This is a genomic window from Dankookia sp. P2, assembly GCF_050632255.1.
In the GTDB taxonomy this organism is placed as follows: Bacteria; Pseudomonadota; Alphaproteobacteria; order Acetobacterales; family Acetobacteraceae; genus Paracraurococcus.
Genome location: NZ_CP192581.1, coordinates 3246532 through 3269353, shown reverse-complemented (window position 1 = coordinate 3269353; position 22822 = coordinate 3246532). Strand labels below are relative to the sequence as shown.

Genomic DNA, 22822 nt, shown 5'->3' with positions numbered 1-22822 from the left:
TCATGTGCAGCGCCATGGACCTGACCGCGCCCGCCGGCTCGACCGCTGTGCCCGACGACCATCCCGCCGGGGCGGCCCGCCGGCGCGTGGCCATCGTGCTGTTCAACCTGGGCGGCCCGGACCGGATCGAAAGCGTCCGGCCCTTCCTCGAGAACCTGTTCCGCGACCCCGCCATCCTGCGGGTGCCGGGCTTCATCCGGCCCTGGCTCGGCAAGTTCATCGCCAAGCGGCGCACCAAGGCGGCCTCCGAGAACTACGCCATCCTCGGCGGCGGCTCCCCGCTGCTGGAATTGACCGAAGGCCAGGCGGCGCGCTGGAAGGCGCCCTGGCCGGGGAGGCCGATGCCGAATACCGCTGCTTCATCGCCATGCGCTACTGGCACCCGATGAGCGACGCCTGCGCAGCCGAGGTCGCCGCCTGGGGGGCGGAGGAGGTGCTGCTGCTGCCGCTCTACCCGCAATATTCCACGACCACGACGGGCAGCAGCTTGGCGGAATGGAACCGGGCGGCGCACAAGGCCGGCATCGACCTGCCGACCACCACGCTCTGCTGCTGGCATTCCGACCCGGGCTTCGCCGCGGCCACCGCCGCCATGGTGCGCGCCGCCTGGGACCGCGCCCGGGCCGCGCTGCCGGACGGCGTGGCGCTGCGGATCCTGTTCTCCGCCCACGGCCTGCCCGAGAGCATCGTGAAGTCGGGCGACCCCTACCAGTGGCAGGTCGAGCGGGCCGTGGCCGCGGTGGTCGGGCAACTGGCGATGCCGGGGCTCGACCACGTGGTCTGCTACCAGTCGCGCGTCACCCCGCAGAAATGGATCGGCCCCAGCACCGAGGACGAGCTGGAGCGCGCGGCGCATGACAAGGTGGCCGTGCTGGTCTGCCCCATCGCCTTCGTCTCCGAGCATTCGGAAACCCTGGTCGAGCTTGATGTCGAGTACCGCGAGGAGGCGGAGCGGCTTGGCGTGCCCGGCTACTTCCGCGTCCCCGCCCAGAACAGCGACCCCGGCTTCATCGCCGCCCTCCGCGACCTGGCCCTGGCCGCCCGGGCGGGCAACCGCCGGCTCTGCAGCTTCGCCGGCGGGCGGCAATGCCCGAAATCCTTCGGCGACTGCCCCCATGCCAAGGCCCGCGTGAAGGAACTGGCGTGACCCTGCCCTGGCGCGCCGCCCGGCGGCGGTGCTGTTCGATTGCGACGGTGTCCTGGCGGACAGCGAGGGCTTGGTGAACCGCATCGTCGCCGAGGACCTGACGGCCCGCGGCTGGCGGATCTCGGCCGAGGAGGCGCGGGAGACCTTCCTCGGCCTCGCCGCGCCCGACATGCTGCCGATGATCGAGGCCCGGGTCGGCCCACTGCCGCCGCGCTGGATGCACGACCTCTCCCGCACCATCGCCGCCGCCATGCACCAGGAGCCTGGGCCGGTGCCGGGCGCGGTCGCCGCGGTGCGGGCAGTGGCTGCGGCCGGCGCTGGCGGTGGCCGTCGCTTCCATCTCCGGCCGGGCAGAGCTGGTCTCGAAGCTCGACCGGCTCGGCTGGCGGAGCCCTTCGGCAGCCGGGTCTTCAGCTTCGAGGATGTGGCACGGCCGAAGCCCGCCCCCGACATCTATCGCGCCGCGGCGGCCGCCTGCGGCGCCCGGCCGGCCGATTGCGTGGTGGTGGAGGACAGCCTGCTCGGTGCCCGGGCCGGCATCGCCGCGGGCTGCCGGGTGCTGGGCTTCACGCGGGAGACCGAGGCCTCGGTCCTCGCCGCCATCGGCGCGGTGCCTTTCGCCCGGATGGAGGAGCTGCCGCGGCTGCTCGGGCTGCAGGAGCTGGCGGCGTGACCTTCGACGTCCTAGCGCCGGCCTACCCTTGGGTGAAGTCCGTCCACCTGATGGCAGTGATCGCCTGGATGGCCGGGCTGTTCTATCTGCCGCGGCTCTTTGTCTACCACAGTCAAGTGGCGGTGGGCGGGGAGCAGGACGCGTTGTTCAAGGTCATGGAGCGGCGGCTGATCCGCGCCATCATGAACCCGGCCATGATCCTCGCCTGGCTGCTGGGGATAACCCTGGTCCTGACCCCGGGCGTGGTCAGCTGGACCGCCGGCTGGTGGCACGTGAAGCTGGCCTCGGTCCTCGGCATGACGTGGTTCCACCATCATCTCAGCCTCGGGCGGAAAGCGATGGAGCGCGGCGAGCGGCCGCGCACCGAGCGTTACTGGCGGGCGATGAACGAGGTGCCGACCCTGCTGATGGTCGCCATCGTCCTCATGGTCATCGTCAAGCCCTTCTGAGAAGAACTTGACACGGCCGCCAGGATTGACCATCTGGGCGATTGACGGACAGTGGCGGCCTGCATAGGGTCACGCTGTTCCTCGGGTGGCACGCGCGTTTTCGCGTCGCGCCGCCCAACCTCCCTCCTCTCCTCGGGACTTCGCCGGCCGACGGCCCCGTCTCCATCCAGTCGCTGGATCGGTTTCGTGTTCGTGGCACAGGCGGAACGGCCGGGGCATCGGCGCGGGTCCTCCGCGCCACTGCCGGCCTGACTGGGAAGGGTTCCGCTTCCCCAGCATTTGGACGCGCCGCGCCATGCATCTTTCCGAACTCAAGGCCAAGAGCCCGGCCGATCTCCTCTCCTTCGCCGAGGAGCTTCAGGTCGAGAACGCTTCGTCCCTGCGCAAGCAGGACATGATGTTCGCGATTCTGGAAACAACTGGCGGACAACGACCAGGCCATCTACGGCGAAGGCATCGCTGGAAATCCTGCCGGATGGCTTCGGCTTCCTGCGCAGCCCGCAGGCGAACTTCCTGCCGGGGCCGGACGACATCTACATCTCCCCGGCCCAGGTGCGGCGCTTCGGCCTCCGTACCGGCGACACGGTGGAAGGCCAGATCCGCGCGCCGAAGGATGGCGAACGCTACTTCGCGCTGCTGAAGGTCAACGCCATCAACTTCGAGCCGCCGGAGAACCTGCGGCACCGCATCAACTTCGACAACCTCACGCCGCTCTATCCGACGCGCCGGCTGAAGATGGAGAATGCCGAGGTCGAGAGCGTCGGCAAGGGCCCGACCAAGGACTACACGCATAGGGTTATCGACCTGATCGCGCCGATCGGCATGGGCCAGCGCGCCCTGATCGTGGCGCCGCCGCGCACCGGCAAGACGGTGATGCTGCAGAACATCGCCAAGTCCATCACGGCGAACCACCCCGACGTCTTCCTGATGGTGCTGCTGATTGACGAGCGGCCGGAGGAAGTCACCGACATGGCCCGTACCGTGCGCGGCGAGGTCGTGGCCTCCACCTTCGACGAGCCGGCCACGCGCCACGTGCAGGTGACGGAGATGGTGCTGGAAAAGGCCAAGCGCCTGGTCGAGCACAAGCGGGACGTGGTGATCCTGCTGGATTCGATCACCCGCCTCGGCCGCGCCTACAACTCGGTCGTGCCGTCCTCCGGCAAGGTGCTGACCGGCGGCGTCGACGCCAACGCCCTGCAGCGGCCGAAGCGCTTCTTCGGCGCGGCGCGCAACATCGAGGAAGGCGGCAGCCTGACCATCATCGCCACCGCGCTGATCGACACCGGGTCGCGCATGGACGAGGTCATCTTCGAGGAGTTCAAGGGCACCGGCAACTCCGAGCTCATCCTCGACCGCAAGCTGTCGGACAAGCGCACCTTCCCGGCCATCGACATCACCAAGTCCGGTACCCGCAAGGAGGAGCTGCTGGTCGACCGCGGCACGCTGACCAAGATGTGGGTGCTGCGCCGCATCCTGAACCCGATGGGCACCCAGGACGCGATGGAGTTCCTGTTGGACAAGCTGAAGTACAGCAAGACCAACAACGACTTCTTCGAGGCGATGAACACCTGAGCCGGCGGGCGGCGCGGCCCCGCGCCGCCCTGGCGTGTCTTTCGCAAGGCGGATCCACGCCTCCGGGCGGTTCCGCCCTCCGGCGATCCGCTCTAACGGGCCATGATGCCGTCGAGGATCGGCTGCGCGTCGGCATCGCCGGCAGCCGCCAGCTCCATGAAGCGTCGTAGCCCCTCGATCCGCCAGCCCGGCGCTTCCGCGTAGAGATAGGCCGCCGCCGGCAGCGGCAGCGCCCTGCCCAGCGGCCCGGCGGCCAGCTTCGGCTGCGGCGCCACGCTGACCGTCAGGCTGATCGCGCTGTCATCCGTCCTGTCGACGATCCGGACCCTGCCCTGACCCGTCTGGCCGAGCGCCGCCATCGGCACACGGGCAAGCCGGTCGCGCACCGTCTGCGTGGCTAGCACCGGCTCGCCCTGCGGGCCGAGCACCTGCACCAGGAAGGGCCCGATACCGCCCGACCAGACCACCGGGAAATCCGCCGTGCCCGCGGCGATGAAGTAGCTGCCGCCGTCGAGCCCCGCCGCGTGGCGCAGCGGTGCCGCCGCGGCCGCCGTGGCTTCCTCCGGCGACAGGACGGCGCAGGCGTTGCGCGGGCGCAGCTTGCCGCAGGCTTCCAGCGCCGAGAGCTGGTCGAGGCCGCCGATCCGGGCGCGGTACCGCCGGATCCCGTCCTTCAGGACCGGCGTGACCAGGACGCCGCCCGGGCGCAGGCCACTGGCCATGCCGGCGGCCGAGGCCGCGCTGCGGGCCTCCGCCTCCTCGGCGAAGCTGCCGAGGTCGATCTGCCAGTCGCCGCCCTGCTGTGCGCTGCCGCCGGATGTATCGGCGCTCATGGCGATGCTGTCCTCGATCCGCCGCGGTGCCGAGGTCGCCTGCCGCGCCGCGGTCGTGGTGCCGGCCAGGTTGTCGATGCCCGCGAGGCTCGCCGCCTTCGGCTGCCGCGGCGCCGCGGCCGGGCGCTGCAGGCCCTCGATCAGGTCGCGCAGCGACCGCCAGAGCATCCAGCTTTCCGGTGAAGGCGGCGTGGCGCTGACGACATGCTCCCACCCGGCGCGGCCGTCGGTCTCGGCAACCTTCGGGGTCTCGCCATTGCCGAAATAGATCACCCGCGCGGTCGTGCCGCCTGGCTTCACCCGGACCGTGTCGAAGGCATAGAGATCGAGGACCTGAGCGCCGGGCAGCAGGCCCTGCCTTGGCCGCTCGACCCGGACGTTGCCGGGATCGCCGGTGATCCGCAGCAGGGCGACGGGCGGCGCAGTGTCCTTCCTGGGCGGCTCGTTCGGCTTCGGGTCCGCCGCCAGCGCCGGCCCGGCGCCGAGGACCAGCACGATGCCGACCGGCGCGCCGGCGCGCAGCGCGACCGTCTTCCAGCCGAGCGCTCCTAGACGCCAAAGCCAGGCGACATGGGCAGCGGCGCCGCGCTCCACCCAGGTGGTTAGCAGCCCGCCCACCTCCACCAGAGCCTCAAGCGCGACGCCGGCGACCGGCGCTAAGCTGCCCAGCCCGATTCCCCGCGCGCGATGGCGGCCAGCCCGCTACGCAGCGCGACGAATTCGACCACCACGATCGCCACGGCGGTCATCATGACGAAGACCAGCAATTCGAGCAGGAAGGCGGCGAAGTTCCTGTGCGGGTCGCTGCCGGCCCAGCCCGCCGGCGTCCGCCGCGCGACCAGGCGGCGCGCCAGGCGGCTAACCAGCCAGTACGCGACCCCGGTCCCTGCCGTGACCAGGAGCAGGCGAAGCTCCAGCAGGTAATGGGCGAGATGGTCGACCTCCGTCGGATGCTGCGCCTGCAGCAGCCCGGCCAGCGCATTCGCCTGGAGCAGCGCCCCCGGCATCTCGCCAAGCGGCGTCTCGAAGCGGTCCTCCGTCGAGGTCGCGTTGTCCTGCCCGACTACGATGACGGCATTCGACCAGTCGATGGCCGCGGGGGCGCGCAGCACATCGGCGGCGGAGACGGTGCGGAACCAGGGATGCGCCACGACGGGCGCCGTGGCGACGCCCCGGTCCGGCCTGATCAGGAAGGAGATGGGCTCGTTGCGGATGCGAGAATCATCCGGGCAATCCTGGTTCGCCGGCTCCGGCATCTTGCCTCGGGCGAGGGCCGCGGTGGTCCGCGCGAGGGATGGCAGGCTGTGCCACCGGTCGTCGATCTGGACGCAATTCTCCTGGCGCAGGCTGCGGACCACGAAATCCGATTGCTGGGTGACCTGGGAGGAGGCGAAATGGACCTTGCCGTGTGGTCCGCCCTCCTGCACCGTCCGGTAGGGTTCGCCGAGCTCAAGGCGCATGGTCGCCTTCCAGCCGCGTCCCACGGTAGCGGCATCCGGGGCCGCCAGCGCGACCGGCACGCCATCCTCGGACAGGACCTGCCGCAGGCCGGCATCCGCCGGGGTATTGCCGGTGAAGATGATGTCAAAGAGGATGGCGCGCGCCTTGGTCTGCCTCAGCGCATGCAGCAATCTGGCGATCCTGCCCCGTGCCTCGCGCCCATTCGCCGCGCCCCATTGCCGCAGGCTGTCGTCGTCGACCGAGACGAAGACGATGCGATCCGGGCCGCCTTCGGCAAAGCGGACATAGCTGTCGGCACGGCGCGAGGCGAAGTCGATGAGCAGGTCCGAGCCGATGCGGTCAAGTACCTGGAATGGTGGCAACGGGGCGAGGGCAAGGCTGATAAGAAAGAACAGGAACCCCATCAACACGCCGGACACCCAGCGCGTCGTGGCATGGCGGAGTGTGATGGCGTCATGGTCGTCTCCCGCCGACGCATGTTCGGGTCCCATGGACTGCACCTCGCTGGGAAGACGAAGTTTCAAATATGCAAACCATGATCTTCGGATGGCCGCATGCTTGACCATAGATTAAAGAACACGAAGCCGTGCCCGGCTGAACGGGTACGCCCATGACCACATCCGACAGTTCCACCGCGGCCAATATCCTGGCCGACACGCTCCGCGCCGCCGTCTTCGCCGCCCGCGTCCATGCCGGCCATCGCCGCAAGGGCAGCGCTGCGGAGCCCTATGTGAACCACGTGCTGGAGGTGGCGGAGATCCTCGCCACCCATGGCGCCCCGCCCGCCGCCGTCATCGCCGCGCTGCTGCATGACACGGTGGAGGACAGCGACCAGGACCCCGAGCCCTGCACGCTTGAGCACCTGGAAGCCGCCTTCGGCCCGGAGGTCGCCGGACTGGTAGCGGAGGTCTCGGACGACAAGTCGTTGCCGAAGGAGGTCCGCAAGGGGTTGCAGATCCGCCATGCGCCGAAGGCCTCGGAAGCGGCGAAGCAGCTCAAGCTGGCCGACAAGATCTCCAACCTGCGCGCCATCGCCGCCAGTCCGCCGAAGGGCTGGGACCATGCGCGGCGGCTGGAATATGTCGGCTGGGCCGGGCGCGTCGCCGCCGGCGCGAAGGGCGCCAACCCGGCGCTGGACGCGCTGTTCGACGCGACTTACCGCGACGCGGTGCAGCGCCTCGCGGCCGAGGAGGGCTGACCCGGCGCGCAGGGCAGGGCATTCTGCGGCCATCATGACCGATATCGCCGCGCTCGAACGCGCCTGTCTCTCCGCCCTGCCCGCGCCGCGCCATGCCTGGGACGGCCCCTTTGTCATCAAGGCCAACCTCGGCGGCACCGGGCGGGCCAATGCCTGCTGCTCGCTCGACCCCGCGCCGGACCCGGCGCTCGAGGCCCGGATCGAACGCATTGAGGCGACGTATCACCGGCTCGGCCTGGCGAGCCGCTTCCGCTCGACGCCGCTCGACCCACCCGGCTTGGCCGAGGCGCTGCTGGCGCGCGGCTATGGCTTGGACAAGGACGATACCATTGTCCATGCCGGCCCGCTCGCCCCCGTCGCCACGGCCGACCCCGCGGTGCGGGACGAGGCCGGGCCGAGCGAAGCCTGGATGGCGCTGATCGCCACCGCCGAGTACCAGACGCCGACGCGGCGGGCGGAGAAGCTGCGCAACCCGGAATTGCTGGCGGCCCGTGGCGCCTGGCTGGTGCTGCGGGAGGACGGGGCGGATGCCGCCTGCCTCTTCGCCGTGGCGGACGGCGACTGCTGCGGCATCTTCGACCTGGCTACGCGGCCGGAGTTCCGCCGGCGCGGCCTCGGCGCCCGGCTCATCCGCGCCGCGGCGCACTGGGCGGAAAGGCATCGCGCGACCACGCTCTATGCCCAGGTGGCGTCCAGCAACGCCGCCTCGCGTGCGCTGCAGGAGAGCCTCGGGCTGCGGGAGGCCTATCGGTACTGCTACTACACCAAGCCTATCGCGCCCTGAGCCGCGGCTCCGCCGCGGCCTTCTCCACCATCAGGTCCAGCACCGCGCGGACCCGGCGCGACAGCGCCCGGCCGCCGGGCCAGACCGCATGGACCTCGCGCGGCTCGGCCCGCCAGCCCGGCAGCACCGGCACCAGCCGGCCAATCGCGACCTGTCCCATCACCCCCCACGGCGCCAGCAAGGCAAGGCCGAGCCCGGCCTCGGCGGCGATCTGCGTCGTCTCGATCGCGTCGGCCGCCATCCGGCCATGCATGGCGACGGTGGCGGCGGCGCCATCCGGCCCTTCCAGCAGGAGCTGGTCGCCCGGCCGTGCCCCGCGCAGGACGCAGAATTCGTGCCGTGCCAGGTCGTCCGGCGTCTCCGGCATCCCTGCCCGCGCCAGGTAGGCCGGCGCGGCGAATAGCGCAAAATCCACCCGCCCCAGCCGCCGCGCAATCAGCGACTGCTGGCGGATTGGCCCGATGCGGATGCCGAGGTCGATCCCCTCCTCGATCAGGTCGACCGCCTTCGGCTGCAGCCGTGCCTCGACCGAAAGCCCGGGATGGGTTGCCAGGAAGGGCACCAGCCAGGGCATCACGACGGCGTTGTAGAAGGAGGCGACGCAGGAGATGCGCACCAGCCCGGTGGGTGCCCCTGCAGGCCGCGTGCCGCCGCCTCGGCCTCCTCCAGCTCATCCAGGATGCGGACGGCGTCGAGGTGGAAGGCCGCCCCCGCTTCGGTCGCTGAGAGGCCACGCGGCGAGCGCAGCAGCAGCGGCACGCCAAGGCGGTGCTCCAGCTCGCTGATGATGCGGGAGACGCTGGGCTGGCTCATCGCCAGGTCCCGCGCGGCGCGGGTGATGTTGCCGGTCTCCACCACGCGGCGGAAGACCTGGAGCTGCTGCAGCCTGTCCATCGGACCGGAAGACTACCGGATTCTTCCGGCCGGAATTCCTCCGGCCGGAGACCCAACATAAACATTTCCTACGGGATGAGGACGGTGCTGCCGGTGGTCTTCCGGGATTCCAGCGCGCGATGCGCCTCGGCCGCGTCCTTCAGCGGATAGGTCTGGTTCACCGCGATCTTCACCGCGCCGGATTTCACCACTTCGAACAGGTCGGCGGCGGTCGCCACCAGGTCCTCGCGCTTCGCGGTGTAGGTGTTCAGCGTCGGCCGCGTGACATAGAGCGAGCCCTTGGCTGCCAGCACGCCGAGATCGGTGGTGACGGGGCCAGAAGCATTGCCATAGGTGATCATCAGCCCGCGTGGCGCCAGGCAGTCGAGCGAGGTGAGGAAGGTGTCCTTGCCGACGCTGTCATAGACGACCGGCAGCATGGCGCCGCCGGTGATCTCCTTCACCCGGGCGGGGATGTTGTCGGTGGTCAGCAGCGCATGGTCGGCGCCGAGCGTCTTAATCAGCGTGGCCTTCTCGGGCGTCGAGACGACGCCGATGACGGTGGCGCCGAGATGCTTGGCCCATTGCACCAGGATGCTGCCGACGCCGCCGGCCGCGGCATGCACCAGGATGGTGTCGCCCGGCTTGATGGCATAGGTGCGCTTGACCAGGAACTGTGCCGTCATGCCCTGCAGCATCATCGCCGCGGCCTGTTCGAAGCTGATGCCCTCAGGAATCTTCACCAGCTTCTCGGCCGGGGCGCAGCGGTATTCGGCATAGGCGCCGAGCGCGCCGGCATAGGCGACGCGGTCCCCGACGGCGAACTCGGTCACGCCCTCGCCCACCGCTTCCACCACGCCGGCGCCTTCCATGCCGATTGTCACCGGCATCGACGGCGCCTTGTAGAGGCCGGTGCGGAAATAGACGTCGATGTAATTCAGCCCAACCGCCTTCTGCGCGATCAGGACCTCACCCCCTTTGGCCCCGGCTTCGGCACTTCTTCCCAGACCAGCTTCTCGGGGCCGCCATTCTCATGGACGCGGATGGCATGGTTCATCGGGTGGTTCCTTGGCGTTGTCCGCCATCCGGCGGGAAGAGGGTGAGCTCGCCCGTCGCGGCCGCCGGGCGGGCCCGGGCCTCGAGGGCGAGGAGGTAACGCTTCGTAGCCGGACCCTCGCCGCCCGAATAGCCGCCGAGCGAGCCATCCGCAGCGACCACGCGATGGCAGGGGATGAGGATCGGGATCGGGTTGCTGCCATTGGCCTGGCCGATGGCGCGGGGCGAGCGGCAGCCGATCTCCCGCGCGATGTCGATATAGCTGCGCGTCTCCCCTGGCGGGATGCGGCAGAGCGCATCCCAGACCTGCCGGCGGAAGGGGTGCCCTGCGGCGCCAACGGCAGGGCGAAGGCGGTGCGCTGGCCGTCGAAATAGTCCTGCAGTTGTGCCGCTGCCTCCCGCAACAGGGGGCTTGGCGGCGGCAGGCCGGGCGGGGCATGGGCGCGGCCGAACTCGAGCGCGACGATCGCGTCGTCCGCTTCGAAGACGGTGAGTTCGCCGAGCGGGGTATGGAGGGTCAAGTAGGACATGGGAGTAAGGGATGGCACACCCGCACCCGCCCGGCGTCAAGCGGATGCGAAAGCGGGCTGAATCCATGCGGTTTCACTGGATTCATCAGGCCCTCCGAGCCGCTTCCCGGGACGCCAGGCGCGGCATCGGCATACCCTGGCCGCGGGGGATCGTGATGGCTACATGAGTCCGGATAGGCCGGCCTCCCACCGCGCCCGCTTTGGAGAGACGCGTTGCCCGACATGTCCGTTCCTGCCGATCCCCCGGCTTATTTCCGTGCCCATGTCTTCGTCTGCTGCAACCGTCGCCCAGACGGACACCGGCGCGGCTCCTGTGCCGCGAGGGGTCGGAAAAGCTGCGTGACTACATGAAGGCGCGGGTCAAGCGAGCTCGGGCTTGAGGGCGTGCGGGTGAACCAGGCAGGCTGCCTCGACCGCTGCGAGTTCGGCCCGACCCTGGTGATCTACCCCGAAGGCGTCTGGTACAGGCCGGAGACGCCGGCCGATGTGGACGAGATCCTGGCGGCACATCTGCAGGAAGGCGGTCGAGTGCCGCGGCTGATGCTGACCGAGAAGGATGTCGTCTCGAAGGGCTGACGCCATGGCTGAGGCCACGATTTTCGCCTTGGCCTCCGGCGCCGGCCGGGCCGCGGTGGCGCTGTTGAGGCTTTCCGGGCCGGGCAGCGGCGGGGTCGTCGCGGCGCTGACCGGCAGCCTGCCGGCTCCGCGCCATGCCTCGCTCCGCCGCCTCCACGACCCGCGCACGGCCGAGCTGCTGGACAAGGCGCTGGTGCTGTGGTTCCCCGGCCCCAGCAGCTACACGGGCGAGGACAGCGCCGAGCTGCACCTGCATGGCGGCCCGGCCGTCATCGCCGGGGTAGCCGAGGCGCTGGTCGCCGCCGGCGCCCGCCCGGCCGAGCCCGGCGAGTTCACCCGGCGCGCCTTCCTGAACGGCCGGATGGACCTGACCGCCGCCGAGGGCATCGCCGACCTGATCGCCGCCGAGACCGCCGCCCAGCGCCGCCAAGCCCTGCGGCAGGCGGATGGCGCCCTGGTCAGGCTCTATGGCGGCTGGGCGACGCGGCTGACCGCCCTGCTGGCGCGGCAGGAGGCCTTCATCGAATTCGAGGACGAGGACCTGCCCTCCGGGCTCGACGATTCCGTGGCCCAGGCCGGCGCGGCACTGCAGGGGGAGATCGAGGCGCACCTCGCCGATGCCGGCCGCGGCGAGCGGCTGCGGGAAGGGCTGCTGGTTGCCATCCTCGGCGCGCCGAATGCCGGAAAATCTTCCCTGCTGAATGCGCTGACGGGGCGCGAGGCGGCGATCGTCTCGGCGCGCGCTGGCACGACGCGAGACGTGGTGGAGGTGCGGCTCGACTTGGCGGGCGTGCCGGTGACGCTGGCCGATACTGCGGGGCTGCGCGAGGCCGCCGACGAGATCGAGGCCGAGGGCGTCCGCCGCGCCCGTCGCCGGGCCGAGGAGGCCGATTTGGTGATCACCGTCTTCGCCGCCGACGCGCCGCCGGATCCGGAAACCCTGGCCTGGGTCCGGCCCGGCGCGCTGGTGTTGGCGAACAAGCTGGACTTGGCCCCGGCACCGGCCGGGATCGGCGGGGTCGTGCCGCTCGGCATATCCGCCCGCACCGGCGCCGGGCTGGAGGCGCTGCGGGCTCGGCTGGCCGAGGAGGCGGCGGCGCGGGCTGGCCTCGCCGCCGAGGCCACGCTGACCCGGCCCCGGCACCGCGCCGCCCTGGCCGAGGCCGCGTCCTGGCTGGCCGAGCTCGACAGCGCTCCCTTGCCGGAGCTGCGCGCCGAATCGCTGCGCGCGGCGCTGCGGGCGATCGGACGGATCACCGGCCGGGTCGGGGTAGAGGCGGTTCTGGACGCGGTCTTCGGCGAATTCTGCATTGGGAAATGACGCCATGAACCTCAGCGCCGATGAGCTGCGCGATTTCTTCGGCCGTTGCGCCCAGGCGCGGCGGCGCTTCCAGGAACTAGCCGTGCAGGCGGTGCCGCGGCCGAAGCTGATGGAACACGCCGAGCGCCTCGGTATCGCGGTCGGGGACGAGATGGCGCAGCCCTCGGAGGAGGAACTGGCCTATGCCTTCGACCTAGCGGTCTACACCGCCCCGCCGGCCCGTAGCCGCGCCATCGACCGGGTGGCGAAGCAGCACTGCGCGGCTGCCGGGCGAGGCGGCGCTGGTGCTGAACGGGCTGAGCCGGTCCTGGCTTTCGGTCTTCCAGGTGCTGGGGCCACACCCCGAAGCCGGGCTCATCCTGGAGGACGCCATGCTCGGCGGCGAGGCCTGGGTAGTGGACGAGCTGCTGGCCGAGCAGGCCGAGCCGGGGACGGTGCTGGCGACGCGGCTGGCGCGGGTCAGCGGCTTCGCTATCACCTGCGGCGTGGTTTCCTTGCTGGACGAGGCGATGCTGGCCCGCCTGCGCCAGGTGGTGGCGGCCGGCGAGGTCGATGCGCAGGAGCTGGTCGAGGCGCCGCGCTTCGCGCAAAACATGTGGCTGCACGCGCTTGGATCCCGCGTCGGGTAGCTTCGTCGCAGCCGCGGGGTCGGCTATACCCCGCGGCATGTTCGACGTGATCTTCGATGTGGTGGTGGTGGGCGGCGGCCATGCCGGCTGTGAGGCGGCGGCCGCGGCGGCGCGCTGCGGCGCCCGCGCCCTCTTGCTGACCCACAAGCTGGAAACCTTGGGCGAGATGTCCTGCAACCCCGCCATCGGCGGGGTCGGCAAGGGGCATCTGGTGCGGGAGGTGGATGCGTTGGACGGGCTGATGGGCCGCGCCGCCGATGCCGCCGGTATCCATTTCAAGCTGCTGAACCGCAGCAAGGGCCCGGCGGTACGTGGCCCGCGCGCCCAGGCCGATCGCAGGCTGTATCGCCAGGCCGTGCAGGCGCTGCTGCGTGCGACCGAGGGGCTGAGCCTTGAGGCCGACGCGGCCGAGGATCTGGTGCTCGGCGCCGATGGCCGGGTCGCCGGCGTGGTCACCGCCAGGGGCCGGCGGATCGGCGCCGGGGCGGTAGTGATCACCACCGGCACCTTCCTCCGCGGCATGATCCACATCGGCGAGACGCGCATTCCGGCGGGACGGGTGGGCGAGGCGCCCTCGGTCGGTCTGTCCGACACGCTGCGCCGGCTCGGTCTACCATTGGCCCGGTTGAAGACCGGCACGCCGCCGCGGCTGGATGGCCGGACCATCGACTGGGCGGCGCTGGAGGCGCAGCCGGGCGACGACCCGCCCGAGCCGCTCTCCTGGATGACCGAGCGGATCACCAACCGCCAGGTCGCTTGCGCTCTCACCGCAACGACGCCGGCGACGCACGACCTGATCCGCGCCAACCTGCACCTGACCGCCGTCTATGGCGGGCGGATCGAAGGCGTCGGGCCGCGCTACTGCCCCTCGATCGAGGACAAGGTTGTACGTTTCGCCGACCGCCAGCGGCATCAGATTTTTCTCGAGCCGGAGGGGCTGGAGGACGACACGGTCTATCCGAATGGCATCTCGACCAGCCTGCCGGAAGCCGTGCAGGCATCGCTGATCGCCTCCATCCCCGGGCTGGAGCGGGCCCGCATTGTCCGGCCCGGCTATGCGATCGAGTACGATCATGTTGACCCGCGCGCGCTGACCCCGATGCTGGAGGTGCGAGCGGCACCCGGCCTCTTTCTTGCCGGCCAGATCAACGGCACGACGGGCTATGAGGAAGCGGCGGCGCAGGGGCTGCTGGCCGGGCTGAACGCCGCCTGCTGTGCCGGCGGCACTGCGCCCGACCGGGTGCTGACCCGGGCCGAGGCCTATGCGGGCGTGCTCGTGGACGATCTCGTGCTGCAGGGCGTGACCGAACCCTATCGCATGCTGACCGCCCGGTCCGAATCCCGGCTGGCGCTGCGGGCCGACAATGCCGGCCTCCGCCTGACTGAGAAGGGCATTGCCTGGGGCGTGGTGGGGGGCGAGCGGGCCCGTGCTCATCGCGCCTACGTCGCCACCATGTCGGACGCCCTGGCCCGCGCCCGCAGCGAAGGCGGCTCTCCTGCCTGGTATCTCGGGGCCGGCGTGCCGATCAACCAGGACGGCCGCTGGCGCAGTGCGCTGGAGGCACTCGCCCTGCATGCTCTTACCGCCGAGGCTGCCGACAGACTCTTCCCATGGCTGCGCGATCTGCCGCCGCGAGTGCGGGCGGAGTTGGAATCCCAGGCGCTCTACGCCCCTTATCTAGAACGCCAGGCAGCCGAGCTTCGCGTGCTGGAACGGGAGGAGCAGCTGGCGATCCCATCGACCACGGATTTCGCCGCCATCCCCGGCCTCTCGACCGAGATGCGCCATCGCCTCGCCAAAGCCTCTCCGGCCACGCTCGGCAGCGCTGGCCGGGTTCCCGGCGTCACGCCCGCCGCCCTGGCCGCCCTTGCGGTCCATCTTCGCCGGGCTGAGGCGTGTTTCACGTGAAACAAGGCGATATCGATGTTCCACGTGAAACAGAGGAGCGGCTGCGCGACTTTGTCGCCCTGCTGCTGCGCTGGAATCCCAGGATCAACCTGACCGCCGAGCGGGACGAGGCCACCATCTGGCAGCGCCATATCCTGGATCTCGCTCCAACTCGCCCCCCTGGTCCCTCCGGCCGAAGGCCCGCTGGTCGACCTTGGGTCGGGTGCCGGCTTCCCCGGCCTGATGCTGGCCCTGGTCACCGGCCGGGAAACACATCTCGTCGAATCCGACCGACGCAAATCCGCCTTCCTGATCGAAGCGGCCCGTGTCCTCGCTTTGCCGCGCGTCAAGATCCACCCGGCAAGGATCGAGGCCGCCACACTGCCCCCGGCCGCTATCCTGACCGCTCGTGCCCTTGCCCCGCTTACGGCCCTCCTGCCCCATGCCCACCGCATCCTCGCCCCCGGCGGCTTCGCCCTGTTCCCGAAGGGCCGCACCGCCGAGCAGGAATTGACGGATGCCGCCGGCGCCTGGATCATGCGCACCGAGCGGTTCCCGAGCCGAACCGACCCCAATGCCACCATCCTCCGTCTCAGTGAGATCCGTCCTGCCGGCTTCCATGCCTGACCGGGCCCATCCCCGCGTCATCGCCTTCGCCAACCAGAAGGGCGGCGTCGGCAAGACCACCACCGCCATCAACCTGGCCACCGTCCTCGCGGCGGACCACAAGGTCCTGCTGATCGACCTCGACCCCCAAGGCAACGCCTCCACCGGCCTCGGCGTCGAGCGCGCCGGCCGTGGCGCCGGTGCCTATGCACTGCTGGTCGATGCACATCCCCTTGCTGAGCTGCTGGTCGACACGCCGGTGCCAAACCTGAAGCTGGTGCCGGCCGACAACGACTTGGCCGGCGCCGAGGTGGGATTGGTGGCCATGAAGGAGCGCGAGCACCGCCTGCGCCTCGCCCTCGCGGCCGATCCGGTGCTGGCCGCGAGCTTCGACTATATCCTGCTGGACTGCCCGCCCTCGCTTGGCTTGCTCACCCTGAACGCCCTGGTCGCCGCGCACGGCGTGCTGGTGCCGCTCCAGACCGAGATGCTTTGCCCTGGAGGGCGTCAGCCAGATCACCCAGACGATCGAGCGGGTGAAGCGCGCACTCAATCCGGCCTTGGCGCTGGATGGCATCCTGCTGACCATGTACGATCGCCGGAACAACCTGTCCGAACTCGTCGCCCAGGACGTGCGTGGCTTCTTCAAGGACAAGGTCTTCGACACGGTGATCCCGCGGAACATCCGCCTGACCGAGGCGCCCTCGCACGGCCTTCCCGTCAGCCTCTACGACGCCCGCTCCCCCGGCGCGCAGGCCTATGCGGCGCTCGGCACCGAATTCCTCCGCCGGCAGAAGCGCGCATGAGCACCACCAAGCGGCCCATGCGCCTCGGTCGCGGCCTCTCGGCTCTGATGGGGAGTCCTCCGCCCCCGCCCCTGGCCCGGCCAGCAGCGAGGGCATCCGCACCCTGCCGGTCGAGCTGCTGCAGCCCGGCCCCTTCCAGCCGCGCGGCCCGATCGACCCTGGCCCGCTGCAGGAGCTTGCCGACAGCATCAAGGAACATGGCGTCCTGCAACCCATCCTAGTGCGGGAAAAGCCGGGCAGCCGCGGTGAGTACGAGATCATCGGCGGCGAGCGCCGCTGGCGCGCCGCTCAGCTGGCCCAGCTGCACGAGGTGCCGGTCCTCCTCCGCAACCTCGACGACACGGCTGCCATGGCCGCCGCCCTGGTCGAGAACCTGCAGCGCCAGGATCTCAACGCGCTCGAAGAGGCCGAGGGCCTCCGCCGCCTGATCGACGAATTCGGCCTGACCCAGGACCAGCTCGGCCAGGCCGTGGGCAAGAGCCGTAGCCATGTCGCCAACACCCTCCGCCTGCTGGCCTTGCCGGAGCGGGTGCGGGAGCTGCTGCGCGATGGCGCTCTGACCGCCGGACATGCCCGCGCCCTGCTGACTGCGCCCGATGCCGAGATCCTGGCGCTGCAGGTGGTCGATCGCGGGCTGAATGTCCGCCAGACAGAGGCGCTTGCCGCGCAGAAGCCGCGTGATCCTTCGGCGAAGCTTGCCCAGGCGCCGGAGACGGCGGCGCTGGAGCGGGACCTGTCCTCCCGCCTAGGGCTCAAGGTCAGCATCCGGCACGCAGGAAAAGGCGGGCAGGTCTCGATCAACTATCGGGACCTCGACCAGCTTGATGGGCTGATCCGCCTGCTGAACGGCTGAAGGAAGGCCGGGGAAAGGTATTCCCCCGGACCCCCGTCCAATCTTGTGGGTACTTTAGCGCCGGGCTGCGGCTTGGCGCGCCAGGGTCGTGACCACGGCGCGTGCGATGGTCGCGGAGGGCAGGCCGGTGCTCTTGGTGCGGCGCTCGGCATCCAACAGGGCGACGCCGGCGGCGTCCAGGGCGTCCGGGCGCCAGAGGCGCAGGGCGCGCTCCATTGCTGGCTTGTGGCGGAAGAAGACCGGCGGGCGGAGCGAGTCGAGCGCCCCGGCCGGAGCCGCGCCCGCCGCCACTGCCAGCGCCGCTAAATGCAGCCGCTGCACATGCCGCAGGGCGGCCCGCACCACCTGCACGGCATTGGCGCCCTCGGCGAAAGCGGTGTCCAACGCCTTGTCGGCCACTGCCACCTCCCCCGCCATGGCCGCCATCAGCGCCTCCTCAAGGTCGAGCGCCGAGCCCTCCGCCACGCAGGCCACCGCCGCCTCCGGCGTCACCTTGCCGCCCTGCCCGACGAAGAGCGCCAGTTTCTCCAGCTCCCGTCGCAGCAGCATCCGGTCCTCGCCCAATCGCTGCGCCAGCCATTCCAGGGCGATCGGCTCGGCCGTCACGCCCAGTTCCTGCAGGATCCGCCCGATCGAGGCCGAAAGCTCCGCCCCCGCTCGCGGTAGCAGGCGATCACCGCACCGGCGGGTGAGGCCTCCACCGCCTTGAATAGCGCCGCGCTGGTCCGCAGCTCCGGCGCCTCGATCACCACGAGCCCGGGCCCAGGCCCGGCCAGCGCGGCCTTGGCGGCATCCGCCGCCTGCTTGCCGTCGCCCGCATCGCGCAGCCGCACCAGCACTCGCCCGCCGGTCAGCGGCGAACTCGCCGCCTCGTTCGCCAGCACCGCCGGCGCGCGCAGCATCTCCTTGCCGATCTCGACCAAGCGCAGGGCGTCTCCCTTGGCCACCGCGCGGATCAGCGCCTCGCAGCGCTCGCGGATCAGGCCGGGATCGTCGCCATGCAGCAGCGCCACACGGCAGCCGCCGGGATCGGCCAGGAAGGCGCCGATGCGCCTGGCGTCGAGCTTGGACATCCGCTCAGCCCGTCGCTGGGGCTTCCTTCCGCTTCCGCAGCGCCATTACCACCTGCCGCGTGACCTCATCGGCGATCTGGTCCATGGCGCGGCTTTCCATCGCGTCGCGGGCGCTGTCGGCCGAAAAGAACTGCAGGTCCGGGATATTGAAGGAATCGATCGTCCGGTAGGGGATCGCCGAGCGCGCCACGGTCTTCGGCGGCACCGAGAGCGTCTCCAGGTTCCAGTTGCCGGTGAAGGTGTAGCGGATGCGGGTAATGGTCCCATCCTGCCGGTAGCCCAGCACCTCCACTCCGGGGGTGTAGGAGACATTGAGCTGATAGCGCGCCGGCGTGCCCGGCGCGCTGTCCTCCATGCGCCGTTGCAGGTTCCGCCGCAGCAGCTGCCCCGTGCGCTCGTAGATCGGCCCGATCCGCACCGCTGCGAGCTCGTCTGTCAGGGCGGACGAGCTCCCATCGGCCTCGGTCACCGGGCCGTAGAGTGGCCGGAAGCCGCAACCGCCCAGGCCCAGCACAGCGAGGCCGAGCAGCCCCCGCCGGGAGCAGGTCGGCAGGCAGCCGGATAGCCCGGAGACGCGATGCTGCTCCGCAGGCACCGCGTTAGACGACGAAATTGACGACACGGCCCGGGACATGGATGCGCTTCCTGATGGGCTTGCCGGCAATGGTCCGCTGCACATTCTCCTCCGCCTCCGCCAATGCGAAGATGGTAGCCTCATCGGCGTCGACCGGCACCTCGATCGTGCCGCGCAACTTGCCGAGAACCTGCACCGCCAGAGTCAGGCTCTCGGCCTTGAGCAGCGCGGGATCGGCCTCCAGCCAGGGCAGCTGCGCCACCAGCAGATCCGTGCCGGGGTGCAGCAGCGACCACAGCTCCTCCGCCAGGTGCGGCATCATCGGCGAGGCCAGCCGGGCGATCGCCTCCAGCGCCTCGCGCTTCGCCGCGCCCATTCCCTCGGCCTCGCCGGAATCGCCGATCGCATTGGCGAACTCGTGGATGCGGGCGACCGCGACGTTGAAGGCGAAGCTGTCGAGCGCCTCCGTCACCGCGGCGATGGTCCGATGCGTCACCTGGCGCAGCGTCTTCGCCTTGCCCGCGGCACCCTCGGCCGGAGTGCCCGCCGGCGGCAGGCTTGGCAGCGCGCCCACGGCTAGCCGGTAGATCCGCTGGGTGAAGCGATAGGCGCCGGCGACGCCGGCCTCGGTCCATTCCATGTCCCGCTCCGGCGGGTTGTCGGACAGGATGAACCAGCGCGCGGTGTCGGCGCCGTACTTGTCGATGATGGCGCCGGGATCGACGGTGTTGCGCTTCGACTTCGACATCGCTTCCACGCGTCCGATGGTGACGGGTGCATTCGCGCCCTTCACCACCGCGCTGCGGCTGCCGTCCGGCGCCAGGCTGAACTCCACCTCCTCCGGGTAGAGCCAGCGGCCCTCCGGGTCCTTGTAGCTCTCATGCGTCACCATGCCCTGGGTGAAGAGCCCCTCGAAGGGCTCGGCCACCGTCAGGTGCCCGGTGTCGCGCATGCCGCGGGTGAAGAATCGGCTGTAGAGCAGGTGCAGGATCGCGTGCTCGATGCCGCCGATATACTGGTCCACCGGCAGCCAGGCATCCACGGCGGCCTTGGTGACGGGCTCCTCCGCCCGCGGCGAGCAGAAGCGGGCGAAGTACCGAGGAGCTGTCGACGAAGGTGTCGCAGGTATCGGTCTCGCGCCGCGCCGGCTTGCCGCAGGATGGGCAGCTGACGTGTTTCCAGGTGGGATGGTTGTCGAGCGGGTTGCCCGGCTTCGAGAAGTCCACGTCCTCCGGCAGCTTCACCGGAAGCTGCTCGTCCGGCACCGGGACGACGCCGCAGGCCTCGCAGTGGATGAAGGGGATCGGGCAGCCCCAGTAGCGCTGGCGGGAAACGCCCCAGTCCCGCAGTCGCCAGTTGACCACCCCGGTCCCCTGCCCCTTCGCCTCCAGCGCCTCGATGGCCCGGCGCTTGGCGGCGGCGACGTCCAGCCCGTCGAGGAAGCCGGGATTGAAGATGGTGCCGTCGTCGGTATAGGCCTTGCCGTCCAGTGCGAAGCCGGCCGGGTCGGCGCCCGGTGGCAGCACCACCGGCTTGATCGTCAGGCCGTATTTCGACGCGAATTCGAAGTCGCGCTCGTCATGCCCCGGGCAGCCGAAGATCGCGCCGGTGCCGTATTCCATCAGCACGAAATTGGCGATCCAGACCGGGAAGGTCGCGCCCTCGATGAAGGGGTGCTTCACGCGGAAGCCGGTGTCGTAGCCACGCTTCTCCGCCTGCTCGATCGCCGCTTCCGAGGTGCCCATGCGGCGGCACTCAGCGACGAACTCGGCCGCCTTCGGGTCGCGCGCTGCCGCGGCCGCGGCCAGCGGATGCTCGGCGGCCACCGCGAGGAAGCTCATGCCGAACAGCGTGTCGGGCCGGGTGGTGAAGACCTCCACCTCCTCGGTTCCGGCCGCCGCTTCCGCCAGCCGGAAGCGCACCCGCGCGCCCTCGGACCGGCCGATCCAGTTGCCCTGCATCAGCTTCACCCGCTCGGGCCAGCGGTCGAGCCCGCCCAGCGCCTCCAGCAGGTCGGGCGCATACTTGGTGATGCTGAAGAACCACTGGCTGAGCTGCTTCTTCTCGACCAGCGCGCCGGACCGCCAGCCGCGGCCGTCGATCACCTGCTCGTTCGCCAGCACGGTGCCGTCCACCGGGTCCCAGTTGACCCAGCTCTCCTTCCGCTCGACCAGCCCGGCCTTGAAGAAGTCGAGGAAAAGCTTCTGCTGCCGGCCGTAGTATTCGACGTCGCAGGTGGCGAATCCCGCGCCCATTCGATCGACAGCCCCATGCGCTTCAGCTCGGCGCGCATATTGGCGATGTTCTGGTAGGTCCAGGTGCCGGGATGGATGCCGCGCTCCCGCGCCGCATTCTCGGCCGGCAAGCCGAAGGCGTCCCAGCCCATGGGGTGCATGACCATGTGGCCACGCGCCCGCTTGTAGCGGGCGACGACGTCGCCCAGCGTGTAGTTGCGGACATGCCCCATGTGGATCTTCCCGCTGGGATACGGGAACATCTCAAGAACATAATATTTTTTCGCCTCGGCCGGCGGCACGTCGGGCACCGCGAAGCAGGCGCGGCTCTCCCAGGCAGCCTGCCAGCGCGGCTCGGCATGCTTGAAGTCGTGCCGGATCTCCTGCGGGCGCGGGTCCGGATGGGAAGCGGTGCTGGCGTCGGTCATGGCCATCGTATTTTGCTCGGACCAAGGGAATAAGCCGTGGCTTGCCAAACGGGAAGGGTGTGTGGCACCGCAGGCCGTTGCGGGTGGCGATGCCGCGGGGCATGGTCCGGCGGATCGTCACGGGGCCGGTATGCGCCGAGTACTGCTTTTTCTCCTGCTGCTGCTCGCCACGCTGCAAGGTGCCGCCCGGGCCCAGCCGGCGCCTGACGAAGCCGCCTACCGCGAGGTCTTCTCCATCGCCGCGCTCGGTGCGCCCAATCCTTCGCTCAGCCTCGCCGCCGCCTTCGGCCTTGCCTATCGCGGCATGGTCGCCAACACCGCCTTCGCCCTGGCCCGCGATGCCGAGGGTCGCGCCGCTTGGGGCTATGTCGGTGGCGCCGCCGACCCGGCCCAGGCCGAGGCTGCGGCGCTCGAGCGCTGTCGCCGCTCGCTCGGGCCGCTGCAGGCGGAATGCCGGGTGCTGGCCAGCAACGCCAGCCGGCCCGGCGGCCCCGCCGTGCCGCTGGCCGAGGGCGGCATCGGCCCCTTCCGCTGGGCCCCGCTGCTGCTGCACCGCGGGCCGCAAGCGGCGCGCGGCGTGCTGGTCTGGGGCCATGGCTATGGCGGGCCCGACCGCGACAACCGCAACCGGCCGACCCCGCCCTTCGTCACCCTGCTGAACGACAATGGCTGGGACGTGCTGCGCTTCGACCGCCATCCGGGCGACGACGGGCTCTACGCCAGCCTGCCCCGGCTGGTGGGGGGTCTGCCGGCGCTGCGCGAGGCCGGCTATGGCCGCATCCTGCTCGGTGGGCAGTCGCGCGGCGGCTGGCAGGCGATCATGGCGGCCAGCGAGCGGCCGGACCTGGTCGATGCCGTCATCGCGACCGCCCCGGCGGCACATGGGGAATGGACCCGCGGCAACAACCTGGGTGCCGCCATCGACGATTTCCAGCGCCTGCTGGCCGGCCTGCCGGAAGGCCCCGCTTGGCCGTGGTGCTATTCGAGGGCGACGACTACGACCCCGACCCCGGGCGCCGCGCCGCCCTGCTGGAGGCCCGCGGGCGCATCCGCCAAGCGCCAACCCTGGCGCTCTGGCCCGAGCCGCCGCTGCGCGGCCATGCCGCAGCGGGCGAAGCTGCGCTTCACCCTGGACTATGCCGGCTGCCTGCTGAGCCTGGTGCAGGCGCCGGAGGCCGCAGCGCCGCGCGGGCTGAGGCGGGCAGCCTGCGGCGGCGGCTGAGCCGCAACGCAAGGCTTCGCGCCGGCGGCTGGCACC

General features: G+C 70.7%; 18 protein-coding genes and 8 pseudogenes. 15 read left to right on the top strand and 11 right to left on the bottom strand.

Annotated features, from left to right (window positions below; translation table 11 throughout):
* The first annotated feature begins 2 nt into the window (after window positions 1–2).
* From hemH to rho, 4 genes and pseudogenes are all read left to right on the top strand, one after another.
* Window positions 3–1147 (top strand): annotated as a pseudogene (gene hemH, locus ACQ86J_RS19320) (ferrochelatase).
* 28 nt (window positions 1148–1175) lie between these two features.
* Window positions 1176–1820 carry an HAD family hydrolase gene (locus ACQ86J_RS19315; RefSeq protein WP_431266780.1) on the top strand — a complete coding sequence of 215 codons (645 nt, stop codon included), beginning with the start codon at window positions 1176–1178 and terminating at the stop codon, window positions 1818–1820.
* On the top strand, window positions 1817–2269 hold the full coding sequence (hemJ, locus tag ACQ86J_RS19310; protein ID WP_431266779.1) for a protoporphyrinogen oxidase HemJ: 453 nt from the start codon (window positions 1817–1819) through the stop codon (window positions 2267–2269). The genes ACQ86J_RS19315 and hemJ overlap by 4 nt, the downstream gene beginning before the upstream one ends.
* 295 nt (window positions 2270–2564) lie before the next feature.
* A pseudogene (gene rho, locus ACQ86J_RS19305) lies at window positions 2565–3841 on the top strand (transcription termination factor Rho).
* Window positions 3842–3933: 92 nt separating this feature from the next.
* Here rho and ACQ86J_RS19300 read toward each other — a convergent pair.
* The gene (locus ACQ86J_RS19300; protein WP_431266778.1) at window positions 3934–5292 is read right to left on the bottom strand and encodes a hypothetical protein; all 1359 of its coding nucleotides are present in this window, start codon (window positions 5290–5292) and stop codon (window positions 3934–3936) included.
* A 38-nt stretch (window positions 5293–5330) separates the two neighbouring features.
* Complete coding sequence (locus ACQ86J_RS19295; RefSeq protein WP_431266777.1) at window positions 5331–6626, bottom strand: CHASE2 domain-containing protein; 1296 nt, start codon at window positions 6624–6626, stop codon at window positions 5331–5333.
* 119 nt (window positions 6627–6745) lie between these two features.
* On the opposite strand from ACQ86J_RS19295, the gene ACQ86J_RS19290 reads away from it, so the two are divergent.
* Complete coding sequence (locus tag ACQ86J_RS19290; RefSeq protein WP_431266776.1) at window positions 6746–7333, top strand: HD domain-containing protein; 588 nt, start codon at window positions 6746–6748, stop codon at window positions 7331–7333.
* Window positions 7334–7367: 34 nt separating this feature from the next.
* Window positions 7368–8117, top strand: a complete 750-nt coding sequence (locus tag ACQ86J_RS19285) for a GNAT family N-acetyltransferase (protein ID WP_431266775.1) — start codon at window positions 7368–7370, stop codon at window positions 8115–8117.
* On the opposite strand, the gene ACQ86J_RS19280 is transcribed toward ACQ86J_RS19285, so the two are convergent.
* From ACQ86J_RS19280 to ACQ86J_RS19260, 5 genes and pseudogenes are all read right to left on the bottom strand, one after another.
* Window positions 8104–8733 (bottom strand): substrate binding domain-containing protein, encoded by a 630-nt coding sequence (locus tag ACQ86J_RS19280; RefSeq protein ID WP_431266774.1) that lies wholly within the window; start codon window positions 8731–8733, stop codon window positions 8104–8106. The two genes, ACQ86J_RS19285 and ACQ86J_RS19280, sit on opposite strands and share 14 nt — an antisense overlap.
* Window positions 8691–9011: a LysR family transcriptional regulator gene (locus tag ACQ86J_RS19275; protein WP_431266773.1), complete on the bottom strand. Its 321-nt coding sequence runs from the start codon at window positions 9009–9011 to the stop codon at window positions 8691–8693. The genes ACQ86J_RS19280 and ACQ86J_RS19275 overlap by 43 nt, the downstream gene beginning before the upstream one ends.
* 68 nt (window positions 9012–9079) lie before the next feature.
* Window positions 9080–10047 (bottom strand): annotated as a pseudogene (locus tag ACQ86J_RS19270) (quinone oxidoreductase family protein).
* Window positions 10044–10331, bottom strand: a complete 288-nt coding sequence (locus ACQ86J_RS19265) for a methylated-DNA--[protein]-cysteine S-methyltransferase (RefSeq protein ID WP_431272465.1) — start codon at window positions 10329–10331, stop codon at window positions 10044–10046. The pseudogene ACQ86J_RS19270 and the gene ACQ86J_RS19265 overlap by 4 nt, the downstream one beginning before the upstream one ends.
* A 104-nt stretch (window positions 10332–10435) precedes the next feature.
* Window positions 10436–10576: pseudogene (locus ACQ86J_RS19260) on the bottom strand (hypothetical protein); the annotation flags it as partial.
* A gap of 390 nt (window positions 10577–10966) precedes the next feature.
* On the opposite strand from ACQ86J_RS19260, the gene ACQ86J_RS19255 reads away from it, so the two are divergent.
* From ACQ86J_RS19255 to ACQ86J_RS19220, 8 genes and pseudogenes are all read left to right on the top strand, one after another.
* Window positions 10967–11152, top strand: a complete 186-nt coding sequence (locus ACQ86J_RS19255) for a (2Fe-2S) ferredoxin domain-containing protein (RefSeq protein ID WP_431266772.1) — start codon at window positions 10967–10969, stop codon at window positions 11150–11152.
* 4 nt (window positions 11153–11156) lie between these two features.
* Window positions 11157–12473 carry a tRNA uridine-5-carboxymethylaminomethyl(34) synthesis GTPase MnmE gene (mnmE, locus tag ACQ86J_RS19250; RefSeq protein WP_431266771.1) on the top strand — a complete coding sequence of 439 codons (1317 nt, stop codon included), beginning with the start codon at window positions 11157–11159 and terminating at the stop codon, window positions 12471–12473.
* 284 nt (window positions 12474–12757) lie between these two features.
* Window positions 12758–13102 carry a hypothetical protein gene (locus tag ACQ86J_RS19245; RefSeq protein ID WP_431266770.1) on the top strand — a complete coding sequence of 115 codons (345 nt, stop codon included), beginning with the start codon at window positions 12758–12760 and terminating at the stop codon, window positions 13100–13102.
* Between the two features lie 37 nt (window positions 13103–13139).
* Complete coding sequence (gene mnmG, locus ACQ86J_RS19240) at window positions 13140–15011, top strand: tRNA uridine-5-carboxymethylaminomethyl(34) synthesis enzyme MnmG (protein WP_431266769.1); 1872 nt, start codon at window positions 13140–13142, stop codon at window positions 15009–15011.
* Window positions 14999–15103 (top strand): annotated as a pseudogene (locus ACQ86J_RS19235) (hypothetical protein); the annotation flags it as partial. The gene mnmG and the pseudogene ACQ86J_RS19235, both read left to right, overlap by 13 nt.
* A 37-nt stretch (window positions 15104–15140) precedes the next feature.
* Window positions 15141–15617, top strand: coding sequence for a 16S rRNA (guanine(527)-N(7))-methyltransferase RsmG (locus ACQ86J_RS19230; protein WP_431272464.1), 477 nt, complete (start codon window positions 15141–15143; stop codon window positions 15615–15617).
* Window positions 15610–16402 (top strand): annotated as a pseudogene (locus ACQ86J_RS19225) (ParA family protein). The gene ACQ86J_RS19230 and the pseudogene ACQ86J_RS19225 overlap by 8 nt, the downstream one beginning before the upstream one ends.
* A pseudogene (locus ACQ86J_RS19220) lies at window positions 16399–17255 on the top strand (ParB/RepB/Spo0J family partition protein). Before ACQ86J_RS19225 ends, ACQ86J_RS19220 begins: the two co-directional pseudogenes overlap by 4 nt.
* A 54-nt stretch (window positions 17256–17309) precedes the next feature.
* Here the strand turns inward: ACQ86J_RS19220 and ACQ86J_RS19215 are convergent.
* The 4 genes and pseudogenes from ACQ86J_RS19215 to leuS form a co-directional block, all read right to left on the bottom strand.
* Complete coding sequence (locus ACQ86J_RS19215) at window positions 17310–17861, bottom strand: hypothetical protein (protein ID WP_431266768.1); 552 nt, start codon at window positions 17859–17861, stop codon at window positions 17310–17312.
* Window positions 17858–18328, bottom strand: coding sequence for a hypothetical protein (locus tag ACQ86J_RS19210; protein WP_431266767.1), 471 nt, complete (start codon window positions 18326–18328; stop codon window positions 17858–17860). The genes ACQ86J_RS19215 and ACQ86J_RS19210 overlap by 4 nt, the downstream gene beginning before the upstream one ends.
* Window positions 18329–18332: 4 nt before the next feature.
* Entirely contained in the window at window positions 18333–18842 is a 510-nt protein-coding gene (gene lptE, locus ACQ86J_RS19205) for an LPS assembly lipoprotein LptE (protein WP_431266766.1), read from the bottom strand.
* Between the two features lie 85 nt (window positions 18843–18927).
* A pseudogene (gene leuS / locus ACQ86J_RS19200) lies at window positions 18928–21564 on the bottom strand (leucine--tRNA ligase).
* Window positions 21565–21694: 130 nt separating this feature from the next.
* On the opposite strand from leuS, the gene ACQ86J_RS19195 reads away from it, so the two are divergent.
* Window positions 21695–22786: an alpha/beta hydrolase gene (locus ACQ86J_RS19195; RefSeq protein ID WP_431266765.1), complete on the top strand. Its 1092-nt coding sequence runs from the start codon at window positions 21695–21697 to the stop codon at window positions 22784–22786.
* Window positions 22787–22822 lie beyond the last annotated feature (36 nt).

What these genes read in the sequence shown, in the direction of transcription:
- mnmG (WP_431266769.1), top strand. Translation starts at nt 13,140, where the DNA reads ATGTTCGACGTGATCTTCGATGTGGTGGTGGTGGGCGGCGGCCATGCC.
- ACQ86J_RS19275 (WP_431266773.1), bottom strand. Translation starts at nt 9,011, where the DNA reads ATGGACAGGCTGCAGCAGCTCCAGGTCTTCCGCCGCGTGGTGGAGACC.
- ACQ86J_RS19210 (WP_431266767.1), bottom strand. Translation starts at nt 18,328, where the DNA reads ATGTCCAAGCTCGACGCCAGGCGCATCGGCGCCTTCCTGGCCGATCCC.
- ACQ86J_RS19295 (WP_431266777.1), bottom strand. Translation starts at nt 6,626, where the DNA reads ATGGGACCCGAACATGCGTCGGCGGGAGACGACCATGACGCCATCACA.
- mnmE (WP_431266771.1), top strand. Translation starts at nt 11,157, where the DNA reads ATGGCTGAGGCCACGATTTTCGCCTTGGCCTCCGGCGCCGGCCGGGCC.
- ACQ86J_RS19195 (WP_431266765.1), top strand. Translation starts at nt 21,695, where the DNA reads ATGCGCCGAGTACTGCTTTTTCTCCTGCTGCTGCTCGCCACGCTGCAA.
- ACQ86J_RS19285 (WP_431266775.1), top strand. Translation starts at nt 7,368, where the DNA reads ATGACCGATATCGCCGCGCTCGAACGCGCCTGTCTCTCCGCCCTGCCC.
- ACQ86J_RS19290 (WP_431266776.1), top strand. Translation starts at nt 6,746, where the DNA reads ATGACCACATCCGACAGTTCCACCGCGGCCAATATCCTGGCCGACACG.